The organism is Streptosporangium sp. NPDC049046 (genome assembly GCF_040649155.1).
Classification (GTDB): domain Bacteria; phylum Actinomycetota; class Actinomycetes; order Streptosporangiales; family Streptosporangiaceae; genus Streptosporangium.
Genome location: NZ_JBEZEZ010000007.1, coordinates 242,946 through 262,638, shown reverse-complemented (window position 1 = coordinate 262,638; position 19,693 = coordinate 242,946). Strand labels below are relative to the sequence as shown.

Annotated in this window: 14 protein-coding genes and 1 pseudogene; 6 read left to right on the top strand and 9 right to left on the bottom strand. The window is 64.3% G+C overall.

What is annotated here, in order from left to right; all coding sequences use genetic code 11:
• Positions 1 to 6 precede the first annotated feature (6 nt).
• Entirely contained in the window at positions 7 to 237 is a 231-nt protein-coding gene (locus AB0B96_RS12490; protein ID WP_362898301.1) for a hypothetical protein, read from the top strand.
• Between the two features lie 347 nt (positions 238 to 584).
• On the opposite strand, the gene AB0B96_RS12485 is transcribed toward AB0B96_RS12490, so the two are convergent.
• The gene (locus tag AB0B96_RS12485; RefSeq protein ID WP_362898155.1) at positions 585 to 2,438 is read right to left on the bottom strand and encodes a PHB depolymerase family esterase; all 1,854 of its coding nucleotides are present in this window, start codon (positions 2,436 to 2,438) and stop codon (positions 585 to 587) included.
• A 245-nt stretch (positions 2,439 to 2,683) separates the two neighbouring features.
• On the opposite strand from AB0B96_RS12485, the gene AB0B96_RS12480 reads away from it, so the two are divergent.
• Positions 2,684 to 3,154 carry a MarR family transcriptional regulator gene (locus tag AB0B96_RS12480; RefSeq protein ID WP_362898153.1) on the top strand — a complete coding sequence of 157 codons (471 nt, stop codon included), beginning with the start codon at positions 2,684 to 2,686 and terminating at the stop codon, positions 3,152 to 3,154.
• 1,141 nt (positions 3,155 to 4,295) lie between these two features.
• Complete coding sequence (locus AB0B96_RS12475) at positions 4,296 to 4,979, top strand: DUF2637 domain-containing protein (protein ID WP_362898151.1); 684 nt, start codon at positions 4,296 to 4,298, stop codon at positions 4,977 to 4,979.
• Between the two features lie 624 nt (positions 4,980 to 5,603).
• Here AB0B96_RS12475 and AB0B96_RS12470 read toward each other — a convergent pair.
• A complete protein-coding gene (locus AB0B96_RS12470; RefSeq protein WP_362898149.1) occupies positions 5,604 to 6,176 on the bottom strand; it encodes a hypothetical protein in 573 nt (190 codons plus the stop codon).
• Between the two features lie 343 nt (positions 6,177 to 6,519).
• Between AB0B96_RS12470 and AB0B96_RS12465 the strand changes: the two are divergent.
• Positions 6,520 to 7,182: pseudogene (locus AB0B96_RS12465) on the top strand (transposase family protein); the annotation flags it as partial.
• Between the two features lie 212 nt (positions 7,183 to 7,394).
• Here AB0B96_RS12465 and AB0B96_RS12460 read toward each other — a convergent pair.
• Entirely contained in the window at positions 7,395 to 7,703 is a 309-nt protein-coding gene (locus AB0B96_RS12460; RefSeq protein WP_362898147.1) for a hypothetical protein, read from the bottom strand.
• 86 nt (positions 7,704 to 7,789) lie between these two features.
• Positions 7,790 to 7,990, bottom strand: a complete 201-nt coding sequence (locus tag AB0B96_RS12455) for a hypothetical protein (protein ID WP_362898145.1) — start codon at positions 7,988 to 7,990, stop codon at positions 7,790 to 7,792.
• Positions 7,991 to 8,240: 250 nt separating this feature from the next.
• Here AB0B96_RS12455 and AB0B96_RS12450 point away from each other — a divergent pair, with 250 nt between their 5' ends.
• Positions 8,241 to 8,846, top strand: a complete 606-nt coding sequence (locus tag AB0B96_RS12450; protein ID WP_362898143.1) for a hypothetical protein — start codon at positions 8,241 to 8,243, stop codon at positions 8,844 to 8,846.
• A gap of 94 nt (positions 8,847 to 8,940) precedes the next feature.
• Here AB0B96_RS12450 and AB0B96_RS12445 read toward each other — a convergent pair.
• From AB0B96_RS12445 to AB0B96_RS12435, 3 genes are all read right to left on the bottom strand, one after another.
• Positions 8,941 to 9,784 (bottom strand): IS5 family transposase gene (locus tag AB0B96_RS12445; RefSeq protein ID WP_362898141.1). Its coding sequence is split into 2 segments (ribosomal slippage): positions 8,941 to 9,435 and positions 9,437 to 9,784, totalling 843 coding nucleotides; the frame shifts between segments, so codons are not numbered across the junction.
• A gap of 74 nt (positions 9,785 to 9,858) precedes the next feature.
• Entirely contained in the window at positions 9,859 to 10,701 is an 843-nt protein-coding gene (locus AB0B96_RS12440) for a hypothetical protein (RefSeq protein WP_362898139.1), read from the bottom strand.
• The gene (locus tag AB0B96_RS12435) at positions 10,688 to 14,761 is read right to left on the bottom strand and encodes an AAA domain-containing protein (RefSeq protein WP_362898137.1); all 4,074 of its coding nucleotides are present in this window, start codon (positions 14,759 to 14,761) and stop codon (positions 10,688 to 10,690) included. The genes AB0B96_RS12440 and AB0B96_RS12435 overlap by 14 nt, the downstream gene beginning before the upstream one ends.
• A 197-nt stretch (positions 14,762 to 14,958) precedes the next feature.
• Here AB0B96_RS12435 and AB0B96_RS12430 point away from each other — a divergent pair, with 197 nt between their 5' ends.
• Complete coding sequence (locus AB0B96_RS12430; RefSeq protein ID WP_362898135.1) at positions 14,959 to 15,438, top strand: transposase; 480 nt, start codon at positions 14,959 to 14,961, stop codon at positions 15,436 to 15,438.
• Between the two features lie 1,046 nt (positions 15,439 to 16,484).
• On the opposite strand, the gene AB0B96_RS12425 is transcribed toward AB0B96_RS12430, so the two are convergent.
• Complete coding sequence (locus tag AB0B96_RS12425; RefSeq protein WP_362898133.1) at positions 16,485 to 17,603, bottom strand: hypothetical protein; 1,119 nt, start codon at positions 17,601 to 17,603, stop codon at positions 16,485 to 16,487.
• Positions 17,604 to 17,619: 16 nt separating this feature from the next.
• Positions 17,620 to 19,668 (bottom strand): methyltransferase, FxLD system, encoded by a 2,049-nt coding sequence (gene fxlM, locus AB0B96_RS12420; protein WP_362898131.1) that lies wholly within the window; start codon positions 19,666 to 19,668, stop codon positions 17,620 to 17,622.
• Positions 19,669 to 19,693: the final 25 nt, after the last annotated feature.

The window sequence follows — 19,693 nt, the reverse complement described above, 5'->3', positions numbered from 1 at the left end:
CGGGCGATGAACCCGCTTGGGGTGGCACTGCGGCCCCAGGAGATCGCGCAGTACTACCTGTTCCTGCTGTCCGGCGAGGGTAGGGCGATGACCGGCCAGGTGCGTACCATCGAGAACCTGGGAGACATGGTAAAGACCCTGCAGGAGGGGACCGCGGAGCGGAAGAGCGACGTCTATCGAAGCATCGGCCTGCGCGCCGAATTCGATCCCAGAACAAGAAAGTGCGGGCCGAGGTGAACCTCGATCCCGCACCGTCTGGTAAATCCCATTGGGATTTGGTTGGTGTCCGAGGGGGGACTTGAAGCGTTCGCCCATCTCCTGAGTAGCTTCGACGCTCCGTGTCTGGACCTTTCATGTCCGGACTAGGTGTGCAGGGAGGCGGCGCCCGCCGTAGCGTCGAGGTCGTCAGCGGGAAACTCGGGCGCTGCGGTAAGCGGCACGGGTGTGCCTTCCCGGCCGACGCGCCAACATCGGCCTTATCCCGAAACCATCATCGGATGATCCGGGAAGGTACCCCCCTCCCCGGCAGATCCACGGGTTTCGATCATTGCTCGCGATGTCTCCGTACCGCGTGAGGCTGGTGGTCAGGCGCAGGTGTAGCCGGACGGCAGGGCGGTGTTGCCGTTGGGCCTGCTCGCTTGGAAGCCGAAGCTGGTGGTGCTGGCTCCCGGCGCGAGCGTGCCGTTGTGGCTGACGCTTCTGACCGTGACGGTCTGGCCGCTGGTGGTGACGGTGGCGTTCCACGAGCCGGTCAGGGTGTGCCCGGCCGGCAGGGTGAAGGTGACGGTCCAGCTGGTGATCGTCGAGGTGCTGGTGTTGGTGATGGTCAGCGGCTGGATCACATACCCGCTCCCCCACTGGGACTGCACGGTCGGGGTGGCCGAGCAGGCGCCGGTCGTACCTCCCTGAGTGGTGATCTGGACGGTGTTGGAGACCGGCGAGACGTTACCGGCGGCATCGCGCGCCCGGACCTGGTAGCGGTAGGTGGTGTCCGCAGACAGGCCCGTGTCGGTGAACGAGGTCGTGGCCGAGGTGCCGACCTGGGCGAACGTGCCACCCGTCGCGCCGGGAGCGCGCAGGATCTCATAGCCGGTCACACCGGTGTCGTCAGTGGAGGCCGTCCAGGTCAGGCTGGTTCCGGTTGTGGTGGTGCCCGAGGCGGTGAGTCCGGCAGGGGCGGTCGGTGGCGTGGTGTCGCCTCCGGTGGCGGCCGTGGTGAAGGTGGCCGGCGCGGAGTTGCCCGACAGGTTGCCCGCGCCGTCACGCGCCCGTACGTACACCTGGTATTGGGTGTTGGCACTCAGCCCGGTCAGGGTGATCGAGGTGGTGGTGGACTGGCCAAGCTGCGGGTCGGTGGTGCCCTGCTCTCGGTAGACGTTGTAGCCGGCCAAGCCGGAGCCGCCCTGGTCGGTGGACGCGGTCCAGGTCAGCGTGGCACTGGTGGCGGTCACGTTGGACGCGACCGGCGTGCCTGGCGTGGTCGGCGGCGTGGTGTCGGTCGGACTGGTGGTCAAGCCGAAGAACTCGATGGCGTAGCGGGCCATACCGCTCTGCGGAAGAGCATGCCCGGCGCCCTGGATGCTGTACGCCTCCACCTGCACGGTGCCGGACGGATTGGCGTACCGGCTGCGGTTCCAGTTCGCCTGCGGGGTGTCGGTGCTGGTCGGAGTCTGGCTCAGCCCGAACACGTTCGTCCACTGCTCGATCGACTCTCGCAGCAGCGAGTAGGGCACGAGGGTGTCGGCGGTGCCGTGCCACAGTTGCATGCGCGGGCGAGTGCCGGAGAATCCCGGGTACGCCTGGCGGACCGCATCGCCCCACTGCTGGGGTGTTCGGTCCATGCTCCCGCCGGTGCACCTGCTGCTTCCGGGCGGGTAGTCGGAGGCGCCGGCGAAGCAGTTGAAGGGCACACCCATGAAGGAGGCCCCTGCCTTGAACACGTCCGGGTGGACGGCGAGCATGTGCTGGGTCATCATGCCGCCGGACGAGCTTCCAGTGGCGTAGACCCGGTTCGGGTCTCCCTGATAATTCTGCTTGACATAGTCGATCATCGAGATGATCGAGACCGGATCGCTGCCGCCGCCGCGCTGCTTGGCCGCGTTTGACCAGGTGTCGAAGCAGTTGCCGAACCCTGCCGACTGGGTGGCGGTCGGGTAGATGACGATGAAGCCATATTGATTCGCCAGCGAAGCGAACTCACTGCCCTGGTAGAAGCCGGGACCGGACCCGCCGCAGCCATGCATCGCAACCACGATCGCAGGCGAGGCCGGGCGCGAGTCCGGCACATAGACGTGCATCCGCATGTTGCCCGGGTTGTTGCCGAAGCTGGTCACCTCCACCAGGGTGGCGGCGACGGCCGGCGATCCGAGTACCACGGTCATGACGGCAAAGAGCGCCGCGGCGCAGGCACTAGCCAGCACCGTGGTCAAGCGTCTCATTCGTGCTCCTCCTCTGCATGTCCGCGGCGCGCCGCGGATCGGTCCGCCGCGTATTGACGTCGGTCGCTGGAAAATAGAAGGGCCACGATTTGCCGTCAATGCCCGCTCGGTGCGCATGCCCGCCAGTTCGCCTGGCAGTGAGCCGTTTTCCCTGGTTATCAAGTAACTTGTTATCAACATCCTTGATAACGGTGTGAGAAACTTACATTGGAGCCCGTTCTGACGGGGCGCGATATCGTCTTCTGGTGACCGATCCGGGTGTCCCGGCGGCCGCTGCGCCGGACGCACCGCCGCCCTGTGTGAGCTACCTGGTGTTCCGGCTGGAACGCCGCATCCGCGCCTGCCTGGATGAAGCGCTCGCCCGGCACGGCATGACGACCACCGGATACATGGCGCTCAGCGAGCTGCGCCTGCGCGACGCCCCGTCCTCGGCCGACCTGGCCCGTATCGCCTTCGTCACTCCGCAGGCGATGAACCTGGTCATCCGCGATCTCGAACAACGCGGCCTGATCCGCCGCGATCCGCATCCCTGTGGCGGCCGCGCTCTGCGCACCCGCCTTACCCCGAAAGGTTTGAGCACCCTCCGGCGATGCGACCGCTCCCTCGACAGCATCGAAGCCGTCATGCTCGCCGAGATCTACGACCCGGACCGCACGACACTCACGGAAGCGCTCACGCTGTGCGCCCGAGCCCTTCACCCGGGCACACACCCCTGACCCCGGTCCTTCGGATGAGGCAAGCAGGATGGCGCGGGCCGAGCGGCCTGCTTCTTGAACGGTACTGCGGAATCGCGCGCCCAGCCGCGGGTGATGTTCACCAGCGACATCACGGCGATGTCCTGGTCCAGGCCCTCGGCTTCGGCGAAGACCTCGTGCTGCCGCCGGCACAGTTCGGCTGCCAGGGTCGGGCACGCCGCTGTCGGAGGCGATGAGCGCGGAGAAGTTGAGGACACCGCAGGCGCGGGCCACCCGCTTGGAGCGGTCCGCGCCGGGTGTTTCGGCGGTCAGCGCGGTGAGCTCCGCAATGCGCTTGTCCAGTGGAAGCCCGGGGGGTTTGGGTCGGCAGACCAGCGGGATACGGGCGGCGATCGCAGGGTTCACGGTCGTGAATGGCTATCCCCCGAGCCAGGGGTGCGAACGGCGCGTCGCAGCGCTCAGGGAAGCACGGGATCTGGACCCGCCCATCTGAGCACCTACGTCCGCCGACACCGGGGGAGGCCCTGCACCACATCCGCGAGTGAGAACGTCGGCCCAATCCGCCCCCGCAGCCTGCCCCAGGTGATGGCGACCTGCAGAAACCTCTTCTGGGAAAGGTTGAGCCGGTCAGGAGGGCCCGGCTGTACGCCGGGCTCGGCGTTCGGCGGACCTATCACCCCGGAAAAAGAAGAATCCTGGTCAGCTCTACGTCTGACCAGGACCTCATGGGCGAATCGAACGTGTCCGAGGGGGGACTTGAACCGTTCGCCCATCTCCTGAGCAGCACCGACGCTCCGTGGCTGGACATCTCATGCCCGGAATAGGCGCGCGGAGCGGGGGCGGTGCCCACACCCACCTCGATGAGATCGGGTCCTACCTCGCGGCACATGCCCATGCCGGGGAAGCCCAGCAACCACCAGTTCAGGATCCTCAGCAGACGATCTCAACTGTGCTCAGGGCAGCGGTGGTAAGGGGGCAGGAGCTCGGCGATCGCAGCACCGAACCCCTTCCTGCATCCCAGCAACCTGATCAACCCGGAAGCCAGGCCGTGCGCCGCCCCTCGACACCAGAAATCGCCGGGGAGGTGGTTCCGGTCGAAGGGGCTTGGGTCGAGCGTACTCAGCGCGATCGGGCTGGGGACCGGGTCATTCTCGGCTGCGCGGTGGCTGTCCTGCTGGGGGTCGCCGGCGCGGCCGCCTACGTCTCGTACCACCACTTCTACGGTCTGGCGATCGCTCTGGGTGAGCGGCACGACATGGCCATTCTGTATCCGGCGATGTCCGACGGTGTGATCGTCATGGCGTCACTGGTGATGGTCTACTGCTCGCGTCGTCGGCTACGTGTGCCGGTGCTGGCATGGGTGGCGCTCGCCTTGGGCGGGGCGGTGACGCTGGCGGCGAACGTGGCGCACGGCTGGTCCGGTGGACTCGGATCGCGGCTGATCAGTGCCCTGGCACCGCTAGCTTTCGCGGGCGCGTACGAACTGCTCATGTGGATCGTCCGGAACACCCGGCAACCGTCCATCGAGACGTTGGCCAAGGACCACGTGTGCCAGCCCGTTGAGACTCTCGTTGAGGCGGAATGCGTGGTGCCGCTGCTGCCCACCGACCGGTACGAGGCGGCGCGGCTCACCTACATCGAGAGCCTCAGTGAGGGCAATCAGCGGGTCGGCCGACGCCCGCTGATGAGCCGGTGGGGACTGGAACAGCGCGAGGCCGAGGAGATCATCGCCGAGGTGGAGAAGGAGCGGGCCCACACCATCGTCGAGGTGGCCGATTCAGAGGGTGTCGTGCCGCCGCCGGGCGGCCCCCGTTCGACCGGCACGAGCGAGGCCTGTGGCGCGTAGCAAAGGACATCGGTAACGGGGTGGTCGGGTCGTCCTCCAATCGCCCAGTTCGATTATCGGGTGGCCTCCCATTCTGGAACGATCAAGGCTCTGGGCCGCGATAAATCATTTATCGCGGCCCAGGGTTGACACCAAGATCAGTTTGAGTTCCGCGAAGCATGGATGCGTGCAGCCGAACTCCGCTTGTGACTAGAGGATTCGTACGTCCGAAGCAACGGCAATCATTCGTGTGGATACGTCGCCGACAAGCTAGAGATCCTCCTCCTCAATGGAGGAGGTGACGCCAGGTAGCAGTTCAGCTTGAGACAAAAGCGATCTGGTGTGTGAGGTGGTGAGGCGCCAGGGATTCGAATCCTGAACCTACGGATTAAAAGTCGCAAGGTCTTGTGTTTGTCCGTACCCGAGCCTGCTCAATTACATCACTCGGGCCATAAATGTCGGTTTCAAGATGTCCAAGAATGAACATATTTCAACCTCAACTACCTGGTCAGAGCTCTGTCCTGAGCAGAGGACCTGGCCGTGGAGCCTTCGATCGGCAGTCCGACGACCACCTTTCTAGAGTCGGCCGACCATCGAACCTCCGTCGACGGTCCGGGTGAAAACTGTTCAGTGATGAGAAAATGTTCAGTAGTAACACTGGAGTTGCATGTGGTCGAAGCGGATGTAGGTTCTGACGCCGTTGTTGTTGCCGTAGATGACCTGCAGGTAGATTTCCCCGTAGGATTGCAAGTTGAGTCCGGTTATGTAAACCTGCCTGTAGCCGCCTCCGGCGACCCACGGATAGGTTTCCGCGATGACGCGCCACCCGTTCGGGTCCCAGATCTGCAGGCCGACCTGCGCGCCGGAGGCCAGGACGTTGAACCAGACGGCCGCCGAGCAGTTGGAGCGGGGGCTCATACTGGCGAGGGGTTTGCGGATCCGGTTGGCGGCCCAGCCGTTGCCCACGTAGAGCCAGCCGTCGTTCAGCCCCGAATAGGCCACCCCTCCGTTGATGTCGTAACCGGCGACGCCGTCTCCTTGACCGCCTCCCTCCCATGTGGTCCAGGGGGTCGGTCCTTCGAGGCTGTCGACCCAGTCGATGAGTCCTGCCTGGGCCGGGGAGGCGGTGCCCGCCACCGTTCCGGTCGAGGCGACCACGATGGCGATCAGCAAGGTCAGCGCCCGGCGTAATCGCGTTCTACGGATTGGCGTGTTCAAGATTCCTCCAGAAAGGGCGTTGGGGAACCCGGGATAAATCGAGTATGGACGCGCCCACGACTGCCGTCTATTTAAGGTCGGGCGAACCGGGACTCCGGGCGCCCGAAACCTGATGCCGCCTGGATGAATCCTCGTATCCAGCGGAATGCGGCGGCGTGTTTTACCGGGGCACGCCCGGGACCGGCCACCGAAATATGCCCATTCCATCAGCCTTTTTCATCCCCGTGCGAGGGCTGGCTGGTCACAGCATGATCGCGGGTTGGGCGTCTGGCCGCAGACGTAGTGAAGCCCCTAATAGGTGAGTTGAACGACCAGGAACAACCATCTCCACCAAGGGCTTCAGATGCTTTTCTACCGTGCCGCGGTCGCTTTGTCGCGTTCAACCCTGAACTACGTCGCCGGAGTGATCCACCGGCACCGCAAGAGCATCGGGTCGAGATGGCGACTCCTCAACCCGGGTCAGCAGGCTCTGCTCGTCCTGGTCCACCTGCGTAAAGAAGACACCTTCTCCGAGGTCGCAGCGGGGTTCGCGGTGTCGACCACGACCGCGTGGCGCTACATCGCAGAGACCGTGAAGCTGCTGTCCGCGCGGTCCCCTAAGCTCGGCCAGGCGCTGAAGAAGGCCAAGGACACCGAGTTGTACGTGGTGCTGGACGGCACCCTCATCGCGATCGACCGCGTCAAGGACGATCGACCCTACTACTCCGGTAAACACAAGATCCACGGTGTGAACCTGCAGGTCATCTCCAGCCCGGATGGCACGATCTTATGGGTGTCCGGGCCGGTGCCCGGTTCGACGCACGACCTCACTGCGGCCCGTCTGTGGGGAATCGTGCGAGCACTCGCCGAGGCCGGACTCATCGTCTTAGCCGACAAGGCATACCAAGGCGCCGGTGACCACGTGGTGACCCCGTACAAGGGCAAGAACAAACCGGAGCCCCAGAAGGCCGCCAACCGCTCCTACGCTCGGCTTCGTGGCCCGGGAGAGCGAGCGAACGCCCAGCTGGCATGAGAGTCAACCAAGCCAACTCCACCGAACTCGGGATACATCACCGCCTCCACAAGACCAGGGGCACACCAGCGACTCCATCGGACTCGGGACACACCAGAGTCTCCATGAAACCCGGCGCGGTTCACATCCACCGCCAGCACCAGGCGTCCACCCGCCGCCCTGGGCAGCCGCAGAGCGGCCAGCGCCTGGCGGAACCCGGCCCTGGTTCAGCCCGCCGTACAAGGCGCCGTGCCCGTGCCGGTGTTGGGCGCCAGCGCCAGATCCACCAGTGTCGTGACCGGCCCGGCGGCACACAGGAGGGCTTCGGTCAGCTCGAACAGCTCATCGGCCCGAGCGGTCAGGCAGGCGTAGAACTCGCCGCGAAAGCCCGACAACTCCGCCAGCGCTTCGGTACGGAGATCTTCCTGGTGCACATCTGGGCTGCATACCGCAGCGCGTGTCAGCATGGACCTCACGGCCACCGCCTTCATCGTGATGTCTTGGTGACTCGACGATGAGGCGGTGGCCACTTTCATGTCCAGCGTCCGAGTCGTTACAGCCCGGTATGTCGCCTGACATGGCCTATCGCAGCAGATATACAGGTCAGAGGTTAAACAAAAAGCTAAGCCCGCTTTTTCTCCTCGACGCGCTCGGCGATCTTCTTGCTGAGTGCCACCGCGCATTCCGCTTCGGCGTCGGCACGATCGGCCGCGAGCAGGCCGAGCCCTGCCTTCAGTTTCGCCACCTCCGCCCGCTGCTGGGGAATGTCATGGTTGGCGAGGAAGGCGTTGAGTTCGTTGTTTCGGGCTGAAGAGCTGGCCATGGCGTTGACGTGCTTCTACGCGTCTACGCCGAGTGTCTTGACGGCGAGCAGAATTAAGCGGGCCACCAAATTGGTGCAACTCTTCACCAGGATTGCGCCCCTCCCACCCCCGTCCCCGTCCCCATGGAGAGGGGTTTCTCGTCGTCGAAGGCGCATCGACCAATGGTGCAGCATCCATCAGAATGGAGAAGGGGTTCGTCGTCACTCTGACGAAAGGTGCTGTGTAGATCAATCTGCAGGGTGTGGGAATATGGCATGGCTTGAATCCTTCGTATTGGATGAGCCTAATTGGTTGATAGTAACGGCTCTTGGTGCTGTCCTCGGTGCCACGGCCCAGTGGTGGTGGTTGGCGGCGCGCCATCTGCTGGTCCGTTGGAAGCCTCATCGCATGCAAGGAGAGTGGCATGAGTGTCACTACACATTTCGCTACGGCCGTGAAGAGCTGGGGCGTGGTCGTCTGACCATTAAAAAGGGCTTATTGCACCGGGTGGCCGTAACCATCTATGACGAAGAGCGTCACGTCAAAGGGAAGGGGCATGGCCTAGATTACTCGGGCGAGCTGACGGGGGAAGATCATATATTGATATCGGTGAGGGAGCGGAACCATCCGCATACTGTGGTTATGCGTTTCAATGATCCCCTCCCGTCGAATCCAGAGCCGATTGTCGGGCTCTGGCTCTCGGAAGATCACGATCGCTGCCCGGCGGCAGGAGTAACCTTATTGACGCGAGATCGTCTGTCGGATGAGCAGGCGTGTGCGCTGCTGCGGCGCCATAGTGCCATCGGCCGACGAGCTCTCAGGATCAAGCCTCACGCCGACCTGAAGGAGGGGCGTCGAGCCCGGCCGACAGAGTAGTTCATGTCGAGGTCCCATGGCTGACCTGACCCAAAGGGGTGATTTCATCCCGCACGCATCCCATGCCCGCTGGTAGAGGGTGTCTGAAAAGTCGTTAGGTTGGTGCTCGGGTGAGCTGGTGGAGCAGGGTGAAGCCCATAGCCAGGTAGATGGTGTTTTCCGAGGTGGCCGGCAGGTACTCGTAGTCCTTGGCCAATCGGCGGTAGCGGCCCAGCCAGGCGTAGGTTCTTTCCACGACCCAACGGCGCGGGACGACGGCGAACCGGGGCACGATCCGGGGCGGTGCTCCCACGGGTGCCCAGGTGTGCTGCATGCCGCCGTCGCGGCGAGCGACCACCTGCACGGTGATGCCGGCAACCCGGCGGGCCCATTCCAGGAATGGGCCACGGTAGCCCTGGTCGGCCCAGCAATGGCCAAGCCGCGGGAAGTCGTGCCGGATGTCGTGCAAGAGGAGGGTGGCGCCGACGCGGTCGTCGATGTTGGCCGCACTCACCTGGGCCTTGAGCACGATGCCCAGGGTGTCGACGAGCAGGTGCCGTTTGCGGCCGTTCACCTTCTTGGCGCCGTCGTAGCCGTGCAGCCCCCTTTTTTTCGGTGGTCTTGACGCTCTGACTGTCCAAGATGCCCGCGCTCGGCTGCGAGGATTGGCCCTGCCGGGTGCGTTCTCGCTCCCGCAGCACGGTCAGAATTTCCTGCCAACGGCCCTCGATCCGCCACAGCCGCCAGTAGTGATAGATCGTCTGCCACGGTGGAAAGTCGTGCGGCAGCAGCCTCCAGGCACACCCGGCCCGAAGCCAGTACGCCAGCGCGTTGACGATCTCACGCCGCTCATGCACCGCCGGACGTCCACCCAGCTTGACTGGCGGGATCGACGGAGCAAGAGCCTCCCACTCGACGTCACTCAGGTCGGTCGGGTATGTGGCACGCTTCTCGGTCATCGACGACCTCCCGTGCTCCGACACGGGTCATTACATGGTCGACATACCCCATCAACGGACTTTTCAGACACCCTCTAACGCCTGGAGGCGACCGTATCTTCGAGATCTACGAGAATGGCGCGGACAGGACCCCAGCACATCATCACGGTGTGCGGATCAGGATGCAGGTCCATTGCCGATTGACGCTGAAGGTGCACAAAATTACGGTATTCGCGAACTTTGTCGATAAATTCCTTCCGGTCGAGTTTGATGAATCCTCGGGTATAAGCAATCCTGATGAGCTGGTCGAGGGATACCCGACCTCCGCGTATTGCCCTGCCCGTTTGATCGGTAAAACCGTGCTCCCTGATGTCGTTGTCCCAGCGGGTCAGAACAGAAAGCAGTAAGTGCTCGACGAAGCTGCCGATCCCGACCAGCGCAAATACGTAGGCCCCGTTGGCTTCGCAGATCCGAGTCTCGTTGGCCCGGGCCACCAGCCACGCGACCGTTTCGGCGTCATCGATGAGTGCGGGAAGACGCGATTCCAGATCCTCGGGGGCGGTGTAGACCGTGGACCCTGTGTTGCTCAACCGTCCCATGATTGGTTGATCGCTGATGTAGGAGATGGTCAGTCCTTCGTTGGCCAACGCGTGGTTGATGGCGTCGCGGACGGCTCCCGCGGAGGATATGCCGCCCTCGTCATACTCCACCGGGTGGCAGACCCGGCAAACAAGTCGCTCAACTTCGGCGGCGGTAGCTGATTTCATAGCGTCGACCAGCCAGGGAATCCGCGGAGTTCCGTCATAGAGGGGCGGGTCGGTCCAGCCGGAATGCAGGAGCAGAGTTTCCAGGTCCCGACCATATCTTTCGAAAGGGCCGTCGAGGTCACAGATGATCCGTGCGACGCGTTCGATCGTCCGGGGGTCAAGTGCCGGCATGCTCGTGGCCTCCTTGAGTGTCGATGATGTGCTGTGCACGCTCCAGGGCCGCCTCCAGTCGGTCGCGGATCGCTCGGCCCACCCGCTGGAATCCCAACTCGGAGGCAACCTCCCTGATCCGGTCTTCGCGTCCGATCTGCAGGGCATCGCTGAGAACCCAGAGGCAGAGCGCAATCAGTTCGGCATCGGTGTAGTCGCCGATGTTCTTGCGGGGCTCATGAGGAGGTCGTTGCCCACGCCGGGAGTGCGGATTCGTGCCCTGGTCCACGTTTTGCTCGGTGCTGGTGGGGGGCTCCAGCGGTGTGTCAGCGGCCGCGACGGCAGCGCGCCATGCCGTGACGACGGCTTCGGTCTGGCCTAGTGGGTCACGCAGCCAGTCGGCGGACCAGATTCGATGGAACTGCCAGCCGAGCCGTTCGAGGTGGGTCTGGCGCAGCCGATCGCGAGCGCGGGCGCCGAGTGTCAGGTGATACTGCTCGCCATCGGTCTCCACGGCAAGCACCATGCGGCCATGCTGGGTGGGGTGGCTCAGCGCGAAGTCGATCCGGTAGCCACCAGAACCCCACTGGGGATGGACAGGGAGGTTCCTCTTCTTCAATGTGTTCAGGACGCTGCGTTCAAATTCGTTGAGCTTATGACCGCTGGCCGAGCCTTCGCTCGTCCCGCCGTTCAGAGCGAAGATGAGGAATTTCCGTAAAATTTCAATACTGGTATGTCTGGCCGCACTGGTTCGTGCCGGATCAAGGTCGAAGGGATGGAAGGCTCCGACGACGATCATCCGGCGGCGGGCGCGGGTAATGGCGACGTTCAGCCGACGATGGCCGTCTTTTCTGTTCAATACGCCGAACTTGAGAGGTAGTTGGTGGCCTTTGACCGGGGCGCGGCCAATGCTGAGGATGATGACGTCACGCTCGTCGCCTTGAACGGTTTCGAGGTTCTTCACAAAGAAGCGGGTGCCGGGACTCTTGTCTTCGGAAAAGAATTCGGCGAGGTCTGGCCGGTCTCGCTGAGCGATTCGCAGCGCCTGCTCTATACGCCTGGCGTGGGTGCTCCCCAACGTGATCACGCCCATGGTCAAGTCGTTGCGCTTCTCGGCGTGGTCGAGGACCAGGCGGACGACGGCATCGACCTCCTCGGAGGAGGAACCACTCTGCCCCACTGTGGTGTACGCGTGAGGAACGGTCAGGTAAGTGATCGGGGGGTCGGACAACGTCCCAGGGAAAGTGGTCAGGCGTCCCTTGTAGATTTCGGCGTTGGAGAAGGCGATCAGCCGCTCATCAAGGCTGCGGTAGTGCCAAGAGAGTTGGGCACGGGCAGGAATCAAGGCGATAAGCCGGGTCAGGATCGACTCGTAGTCGGTGAGACCGTCCTCGTCATCGCGATCCTCGTCGCCGCTGTCTTTATGGTCTGCCGTATTGTCGTCGATCGACTCGGCCAGGACTCGCTTGAAGAAGTCTGAGGGAGGTAACTGGTGTTCGTCTCCCGCAAGGATGATCTGGGTGCCGCGCATGATGGAGGTGATCGCGTCCTGCGGGGTGATCTGGCTGGCCTCATCGAAGATCACAGCATCGAACAGCCGCTTGGATGGCAGCGTTCGGCTGACCACGATCGGAGACATGGCCCAGCACGGGAATGCGGAGAGCAACACATCCGGTGCCTTCTCTATCAGTCGGCGCACGGGCATGTGCCCTCGGGTACGGATCGCTTGCTCTCGTACCGTTCTCATTTGCTCGCGCTTGTCGTCGCCGACCTGTCGGATTCGCTCTGCCACCTTCCGGCGGATGCGGTTGGCCGTGGTCTGGAGGTGCTCAGCGTCCGCGTGTTGATAACGCGTGATGACCTTGGAGTGGGTCTCGCCGATGAATCCGCGCAGGTGGTCGGATTCTACTTGCACGTACTCGATGAAGGATGTCAGCCAGACATGCCGGAGCATGTCTGCGGAGCAGTCGGCATCAGTGTTCCTCTCGGCCAACTCCTTCAGCAGCTGTTGGAGTCCCAGCGCATGAAATCGGTCGGCGAGCTGGTTGATCTCCGGCATTCGGTGCAGCATGCCACGCTCGGCATGCAGGGTTGCCATTGTCGCCGCGACCTCTGCCGGGGTGTGATGGGGGAAGAAACGGACCAGGGCGGTGTGCTGATCGACGGATTCCAGGTCGCGGAGGAACTCGGAATAGCTTTCGTGGGCGGACACGCGTCCGGCCAACTCCGCAGGGAGGGTTCCGCGGATGGACCGCTCGTACCAGCGTTCGCGCTGGGCGAGCGCCGCCCTCAGATAGGAGTGCAGAACCTTTCTCGTCCGTGGGTTGCCGATCGCTAGTCGGCGGGCGTGCCATCGTAGGAAGAGACGGCGCCAGATGCCCATCCCAGTGGGATGTTCGGCGCGCCATGTCCAATCGGCTGTGGCGTGATACAGGTCGGTGAGATCTTCATCGAAGATCGTGGGGCCGAATACCGTCAGCGTGCCGGCGACATCGTCGAGCAGGTGGAGCAGGTCTCGCCAGTCACCCAAAGTGGCGGGAGGATGAATTCCCGCGTTCTCGGCAAGCGCACAGATGCGATTGTGCAGTGCCAGGATGCGAGATGGGCTGAGCCGCTCCAGTTGAGTCAGCAGGTCACGGAGAGCCTCACTGTCCCGCACACGACTGCGCGACCATGGTGATTTCCCCAGCAGGATCTGGTGGCCGCCCAGATCCACGTATCGTCGCAGATCGTCTTCGAGGTCGCTGATCAGCCTGATGTCGACTTTCCGGAGCGCGGAGGCGCTGAGGTGGACATTGCTGACGAGCCCGGCGCTCAAGGCGTGGAGTTGGTTCAGTGCCTGATAGAAGCTGATGCCCCACGGAGGACGCAGGCTGTGCATTTCGTTGTCGTGCCGGACAGCCGTGGCGTGGTGGCGACTCAGGCGCGCATGCAGATCGGCCAGGTCGTAGGGAGGCTCTTGTTTCGCGTTCTCAAGCGCTTGATTGATCTGTTGGGCGACCTGCCGGTGGCGAATCCGCTGGTCGTGGAGGTCGAAGACCAGGTTGCCGAGATCGGTGGCTTTGAGGCGGTCGGTGACCGCTTCGATCGCGGCCCGTTTCTCGGCGACGAAGAGCACACGCCGGCCCTGGGCAGCCATTGAGGCGATGATGTTGGCGATCGTTTGGCTCTTGCCGGTTCCCGGGGGTCCGTCGATCACCAGGTGATGGCCGGCCAGTGCCATGGAGATCGCTCGCTGTTGGGTGGGGTCTGCGTCACAGACTAGGAATTCGTTCTCCGGACGGACTGAGTCGGTGGGAGCCGAAGCCGGCTCGGGGGCGGGCCGGTCATGCAACTGTTGGAGGGCTTGGGAATCGCCAGCCAAGGCGGCGATCACCGGATGGTCGGCCAGCAACTGTCCGCATGTGTGCAGCTCTTGGACCATGGGGAGTTTGTCGTAGCTGAACACGCCCGCCAGCAGCAGTGTTTCCAATCGTGGTGTGTGACCATACGGTTGAAGTGCCTCCTCCAGCATGCGGTAGACCTGTTGCACTTGATCTTCATGGCTGGCGGCCTCGGTCAGGAGCGCCGTGATCTTCTCCGATAGATGAGTGGATTCCACGCCGAACAGCCGGTCCAGCGCGTACATCAACACCGGGTTGAGGGTGACCTCTTCGGAGATTTTCAAGATGAAGTCGGACTCTGTCCGGGTGCGCAGGCTGAAGCTCTGTAAGAGGAGAGGCGCACGCAGCGGCACAACTCTGCTATTCCGCGAGGAATGCATCACGTGAACTAGGCCACGAGCCAGCCGGCCGGTTTCTATGCCCTGTTCTTCGTCAAGGGTAATGATCTTCTTGCGAAGAGTTCGTGCGCGTGCGCACATCGCGTCACGGCGCGCCGAATCACGAAAAAGAACACTTAGTCGGGTTGGTTTTCCGTGGAACAGTGCTGTGAGTGCAGGAGGGTCGGCTCCATTGAGGTCGAGTGTGGCAGGAGCCCCCTTTTTAAAATAGAGCAGTGTGTTCTTGCCATCCAAGTCAATCAGTCCGTCGGCCCATTTGGCCGCTGCCTTGCGAACGGCGCCGGAAAAAGAATAATCCATCGATCGCCTCCAATTCCTACCTTGGGTGGGCCGAACAGAACATCGTCTCAGGTAGAGAACAGGAACGTCCAGGTAAGACACAGTTATCTGACCGTTGGGTGAGTTGCTCGCAATGGAGGAATTTAATGATTACGGATGACCTAATCGGCAAAGGGATGCCTGTGTTGTGAGAATCTTGTTGAGGTGTAAGGGGGAAATTGGCGGGTTGCCTGCATCAAGCATGGGATGCGCACGAGGCTGATCTATCGGACGATCACCCACCATCGCTGCAAGGGGAGGCGGAGGGGGGGCCGGAGGATCTCACGGCCCTGCTGAGTACGGTGCATCAGCGGTTGAGCGGGTCGATCATGGTCGTCTGGGACGGGCTGCCCGCGCACGTCCGCGCCGCGACCCGGGCGTTTATCAACGCGCACACCGACTGGCTGCTGGTCTACCGGTTCCCCGCCTACGCACCCGAACTCAAGCTTGCCGAGGGGGCATGGGCCTGCCCGCGCGACAAGCCGCTCAACCTCGCCGCCGACGGCATCAACCAGCTCACCCTCGTCATCCGCAGCAAACTGAAACAGATGCAGTATCAGCCGGCGCTACTGGACGGCTTCGTCGCCGAGACCGGACTGTCACTGTCCCTCCAACCGAAGCCCGGTGGTAGCCAGTCAGGCCGAGGTCGACGGCGGTGACTCCCGTCCAGATCCAAGGCGTTGCCGTACGGAAGGGCTCTTATAACAGGTGCCCGGAAGGGGGTGCAAAGCGGGATCATTGGTAGCGTGACGGACCCGACCACCGCGGCGTTGTTACCGCTCTTGGCGGCGACTGGCCCTGGCCAGAGCGATCTCTTGATTCATTTCTGTGGTCGCCGGCCGACCTCGACTTTCACTCCCACTGTCCCGACGAGCATCAAGACGATGACCCCTCAGCAACGCCTGGACGCCATCCTCGGGACACAGACTCTCCGCGCTTTCGTTCCTTTCCGCGCCAGCGTTCCGGCCGTTTGCCTGCCGGAGAGCCCCGGACCTCACCTGTTTCACATGCTCACTGAGCGTGGCATGTCACCGTGGGGTATCTTCCTCCGTCGCAGTGGTGTCATCGCCGCTGGGGGTGGCGCCATCGCCTACATACCGGAAGCCGTCCACCAGCAGTGGCCCGCTGAGATCCAGGTCTGGGGCAGTCCCATCCGCACTGATGGGCGAAGCGTCATGGACTTCAGTTGGGAACGAGAGTGGCGTATCCCCGCGCCTGGTGGATCGGTCGGCCTGCCACCCGGTGCCGTCGCCGCGGTCCTGGTCGGCGATCCCAACTGGGCGCCTACGCCGGTGGCCACCACTTGGGTAAACGGCCAAACGGGCGAGCGCTTGCCTGGTCCTGCCATTCCCGAGGCCGTCCCACTGCCTCATTACCCGGTGGCATGGACCCAGGCCCCACGCCTCTATTGGAACGGTTCCACCCTGCAGCACATCCCCTAACACGCTGGGGATTCAGCGACGGGCCGCCGTTGAGGTCTTACCCGCCCGCCGTCCTCGGTTGGTTGCGCGTTAGGCCGCCAGGCTTCGCCATGCCGGGTCGTGACCATTAGCTCCGGCGCGTGCGCTCCCGCCAGGCCGTGGGGTGGGCTCTCCAGTAGCGTCGTTCCACGGCCGCGCCGCCCGGTTCGGGCCTGCGCCGGGCGGTTGCCGTGATTGGAGTGCGGGGTTCGCAACCACGGCCGGAGTAGCGATCATAGGTCGGCTCAGGCCGCTCCGTGTAGCTCGGCAAGCAGGGCGCGCAGGCTGTCCTCGCCGTGGCGGACTGCGGTAGTGAGGGCATCCAGGTGGGCTGCTGGAAGGTGCCCGGCGCCGAACCCCGAGGCGGTGAGCACGCCAGCGACTTCCTGTTCCTGCTGCGGGGTCATGCGGGAGCGCATCCCGTGGTGCCCCATGACCTCTCGGGCAGCGTAGGCGTCCGAGCAGGCCACGCCGACGACAGTGGACCGCAGGTCGGAGTCATATGCCGTGGCTCGGTCGGCGGTCAGGTCGAGCACGGTCAGGGCGAGCCGGGTCCGGAACGCTGCGGTCATCGGGTCGGGGTCGGTGATCAGCGCGAGAGTTTCCCGCCCCGCATGGTCCAGTTCGTTCTGTGGTGTCGGCGTGGTCGGAGGACGGCAGTAGACGCGCAGGATGGCGGCGACGGCGTTCTCCCAGGGCTCTGTGGGAACGCTGGAGTCGATCATGGTGGCGGCCTGCTGCGGGAGGCCCTGTTCCATCAGCGACATGATCGTGAGCTGGCGGCCGTCGAGAAGCCGCTGACCGACGCCGCGGTGCGCGGCCATGGATTCGGCCGCCTCGGTCCAACGGCCGACGCTCGCGAGGGCTCTGGCGCCGTCGATCAGCAGGGCGACCCACAGCTCCGTACAGATCGTGCGGTGGTCTGCGACGGTCCGGATCAACGGCGACAGGTCGACGGCGTGATCGCGGATGACGGTGGCGCCGCGCTGCTCGGCGGCCTGGTACAACTGCTGCAGCACCGCGAAGGCAGCGCTACCTTCACCTTCGCGGATCAGGAGCCGGGCGATGTTCACCAGCGGCATCAGCGACATCACGGCGATGTCCTGGTCTAGGCTCTTGGCTTCGGCGAAGACCTTGTGCTGCCGCCAGCACAGTTCGGCTGCCAGGTCGGGCATGCCGCTGTCGGAGGCGATGAGCGCGGAGAAGTTGAGGACACCGCAGGCGCGGGCCACCCGCTTGGAGTGGTCCGCGCCGGGTGTTTCGGCGGTCAGCGCGGTGAGTTCTGCAATGCGCTTGTCCAGTGGAAGCCCGGGGGTTTTGGGGCGGCAGACCAGCGGGATACGGGCGGCGATCGCAGGGTTCATCACGCTGTTCCCCTTCCTACGGCCAGTCGATGACGAGTCGGCTGTTGGTCTTGTCGATGACGAAGCGTGAGTCAGCGGCCTTCAGCAGGTCGCGGTTGGCGGCCGTGGCCATGCGGAAGCCGGGGGCCGGGGCGTCGTTGCCGTAGTCGCGGTCCCATTCCTGGATCGCGGAAGCGACCTGCTCCGCGAGGTCGGCGGCGCGCGGGCCGTGACCGATGACGCCGATCTCCCAGAACCGGCCCACGGTGTCTTCACCCTCGCGGACGGTCAGATAAGCCAGGCTGTCGCCGTCGAGCGCCGCCATCGAACCCCACCCGAAATGCGGGGTGAACCCGGGCCGCCGACCAGGTACCCGAGACAGGCCGTTGGGCAGGACGCACGCCAACCACAGATAGACCCACTCCCAAGCTGAACCCTGCCGGAACTTCACGCCCGTGTAGACCTGGTGGGAGGGCTCGTCCAGGACGGTCCGCATCGCCTCCCGGTCCACGAGCTGCTCACTGTAGGTTTCCAGCCGGACATTGCCCTCCCCGGCCATGGGGACCACGGTACGGACGTCGTCACATACGCCTTTGCGTAGCGGGACGAACGTGGCCATCTCGCAGGAGACGGTCTTCCAGGTCTCGCCGTCTCCGTCGCGCTCGAAGGCGAAGGAGCGAGAGATACTGCCGCGGATCCGCATCGGGATGACGAGACGGCCGTCCGGGGCCAGTTGATTCAGGACGGGGAGGGGGATGTCACCGGCGCCCACGGTGAACTGGATCCGATCGAACGGGGCATGCTCGGGCAGACCGGCCGCGCCATCGGCCAGCAGCGCGGTCACATTCGACGCGCGAGCAGCGGCCAGATGCTTCGCGGCGGTGCTGACGAGGTCAATGTCGACGTCCACCGTCCACACGCGGCCGCCGGGGGCGACGAGTCGCCCGAGGAGGGCGGCGTTGTAGCCAGTGGCTGCCCCAGCCTCCAGGACCTTGTGGCCGGGCTCTGCGCCCAGTTGCTCCAGTTGGGTGGCGACGATAGACGGCGCGGAGATGCAGGAGATCATCTCGCCGTCTCGGTCGTTCTTCACCGACACGGCGTCATCGACGTAGGCGGCGAAGACATCGACGTCGGGGATGAACCGGTGGCGCTCGACGTCCCGGAAGGCGTCGATGATCGCGGGAGTGCGCAGGTGGCCGGAGCCGGTGAACTTGTCCACCATGGCGTTGCGCAGCTCGGCGGGGTCGGTCGTAGTGATGGTGCTCTCCATCCTCTCGAAAACAAGGGTTATGGGCGCGGACTGACCGCTGGACACGGTGGCTGGGTTGCCGTCTCCGAAGGCGACGTTCCAACCCAGCCAGGCTGCGGCAGCCTGCTCGGCCACGGGGGTGGCCGCGCGGTTGAAAGCGAAGATCGCATGGTGGGCGAGGACCGCGCGCAGCCCCCGCCGAAGTTGCCCACCGGTCGCGAGCCGGGCCAGGCGGCGTCCGGCGTCCTCGAACGCGGCGACGCGGTCAGGCCAGCCGGGTTCGGTGGTGTCCCGCTTGGCGGCGTCGGCGTGCACGAGCCGCCGCATGGCAGTGATCGCAGACGCCTGGTAGGCCGCCTGCGGTGGGTCGATCGCCGGGCGGAGGTTGCCGAATGTCGCCCACACGTCGCTGATCTCGAACGGGTCGAGGCCCGCCGCGCGGTTCATGGTGGAGAGCAGCAGGATGCACCGCTCACGGGCGTACGGGCTGCCGGTCTCGGCCAAGGCCGCGGGGCTGTCGGCGCACCACACCTCGTGGGCGATGGCCATACCCTGCTCGCCGCCGAAGGTTTCGATCTCCGGTTCGTAGATGCCGCCAACCCAACCGGCCGCGACCTCGTCGGCGACGAGCTGATCGAGCAGGTCGGCAGCGGGCCTCTCGGTGCGCAGCCGGAGATGGCCTTCCTTGCGCAGGAAGTGGAAACGCCAGCCGGACAGCGCGGCCGCGAGTGCGGTCGCAGCCTTCGGGGTCGCTCCGGCATCGCCGGGAAAGCGGATGGTGGCGTGCCACCACTTCGGTTCGTCGGGCAGCGGTAGGTTCTCGTCGTTCCAGTCCATGTCCTCGGTTCGCTCCTGCTCGGTT

What these genes read in the sequence shown, in the direction of transcription:
- AB0B96_RS12490 (WP_362898301.1), top strand. Translation starts at nt 7, where the DNA reads ATGAACCCGCTTGGGGTGGCACTGCGGCCCCAGGAGATCGCGCAGTAC.
- AB0B96_RS12485 (WP_362898155.1), bottom strand. Translation starts at nt 2,438, where the DNA reads ATGAGACGCTTGACCACGGTGCTGGCTAGTGCCTGCGCCGCGGCGCTC.
- AB0B96_RS12460 (WP_362898147.1), bottom strand. Translation starts at nt 7,703, where the DNA reads ATGAAAGTGGCCACCGCCTCATCGTCGAGTCACCAAGACATCACGATG.
- AB0B96_RS12455 (WP_362898145.1), bottom strand. Translation starts at nt 7,990, where the DNA reads ATGGCCAGCTCTTCAGCCCGAAACAACGAACTCAACGCCTTCCTCGCC.
- AB0B96_RS12450 (WP_362898143.1), top strand. Translation starts at nt 8,241, where the DNA reads ATGGCATGGCTTGAATCCTTCGTATTGGATGAGCCTAATTGGTTGATA.
- AB0B96_RS12440 (WP_362898139.1), bottom strand. Translation starts at nt 10,701, where the DNA reads ATGCCGGCACTTGACCCCCGGACGATCGAACGCGTCGCACGGATCATC.
- AB0B96_RS12435 (WP_362898137.1), bottom strand. Translation starts at nt 14,761, where the DNA reads ATGGATTATTCTTTTTCCGGCGCCGTTCGCAAGGCAGCGGCCAAATGG.
- AB0B96_RS12425 (WP_362898133.1), bottom strand. Translation starts at nt 17,603, where the DNA reads ATGAACCCTGCGATCGCCGCCCGTATCCCGCTGGTCTGCCGCCCCAAA.
- fxlM (WP_362898131.1), bottom strand. Translation starts at nt 19,668, where the DNA reads ATGGACTGGAACGACGAGAACCTACCGCTGCCCGACGAACCGAAGTGG.